The organism is Streptomyces sp. UNOB3_S3, assembly GCF_020740895.1.
In the GTDB taxonomy this organism is placed as follows: Bacteria; Actinomycetota; Actinomycetes; order Streptomycetales; family Streptomycetaceae; genus Streptomyces.
In genome coordinates this window covers 1-1299 of the sequence record NZ_JAILXP010000696.1, presented here as the reverse complement: position 1 = coordinate 1299, position 1299 = coordinate 1, and the positions used below count along the sequence as shown (strand labels likewise).

Annotated in this window: 1 protein-coding gene and 1 pseudogene; both read right to left on the bottom strand. The window is 71.8% G+C overall.

The window, feature by feature from the left end:
- Window positions 1-542: methylmalonyl-CoA mutase family protein (locus K6I33_RS35090; protein ID WP_229358838.1), on the bottom strand; the 542-nt coding region annotated here is incomplete at its 3' end.
- 210 nt (window positions 543-752) lie between these two features.
- Window positions 753-1299, bottom strand: a pseudogene (locus K6I33_RS35085) (hypothetical protein); the annotation flags it as partial.

Below are 1299 nucleotides of genomic sequence, written 5' to 3'. Positions count from 1 at the left end.
ATGTACGTCCCGCGCGCGATGTACTCCTTGAGGACGTCGTTCTGGATCGTCCCGGTCAGGCGGCTCGCGGGGACGCCCTGTTCCTCGGCCACCAGTTGGTAGAGCAGGAGCAGCAGGGCGGCCGGGGCGTTGATGGTCATCGAGGTGGAGACGTCGCCCAGGGGGATGCCGTCGAAGAGCTCCCGCATGTCCTGGACCGAGTCGATGGCGACGCCGACCTTGCCTACCTCGCCGCTCGCGATCGGGGCGTCGGAGTCGTGGCCCATCTGGGTGGGCAGGTCGAAGGCGACGGACAGGCCGTGGCCGCCGTCGGCGATGAGCCGGCGGTAGCGGGCGTTGGACTCGGCGGCCGTGCCGAAGCCCGCGTACTGGCGCATGGTCCAGGGGCGCTCGGTGTACATCGTCGGGTACACGCCACGGGTGAAGGGGTACGCACCGGGGGCGCCGAGCCGGTCCCCGGGGTCCCAGCCGGCGAGCGCCTCCGGGTCGTAGACGGGCTTGACGGGCAGTCCGGACTCGGTCGTGCGCGATCGGGTCGTCATGGGACACGCCTCCCGCTGTTCGGGTTCCGGAAGCCTCCACTTCGGACTGTAGCCCTCCGGAGGTGCCCGTCCCGGTCGCCACACACGGCGAAGGAGGAAGGGGGGCGCGGGCAGGACCGGGGGAAGAGCCCCGCCCGCGCCAGGTGCGCGGAGCCGGCTAATGGGGGGGAACTCCGGCTCCGCACAGCCGATGACCAGTCGGCTCACTACCTACAGCGCCGTCGCCCCGAAAAGTGTCACACCCGGTGCCGCACCCGATGTCACACCCGATGTCACACCCGATGTCACACCCGGTGTCACACCCGGATTCGCGGCGGGGGACGGCACGCTGACGTGGGGCAGGCTGTGGGGGCGCGGGGCGCGGTTGACGAGGTCGTCCCACACCGAGCCGTCGCCGTCCTCGTCGCCCTTGCCGCCCTGGTTGCCCTGGCCGTCGGAGGCGAGGACGCGCTCGCAGTACGTCCGGACGGCCGACGAGCCGCCGGCGAACCGCTCCAGGGTGCGGGCCTCGTCCTCGTCGACGCCCTTGCCGTTGCGCTTGTCGCCGGCGAGGAACTCGCGGCAGACCTTGGCGACCCAGGCGTGGCCCGCCTTGGCGCTGTCGAAGGTGCCGGCTTCGTCACCCTTGCCGGGCTTGTCGCCCTTGTTCCCCTTGTCGCCCTTCCCACCCCTGGCATCGTCCTCGTCGCCGTGGAACGGGCTCGCCGAGGTGCCGGACGCCGGTACGGACTCCTTGGCGCCGGGGGTACGGGAGGGG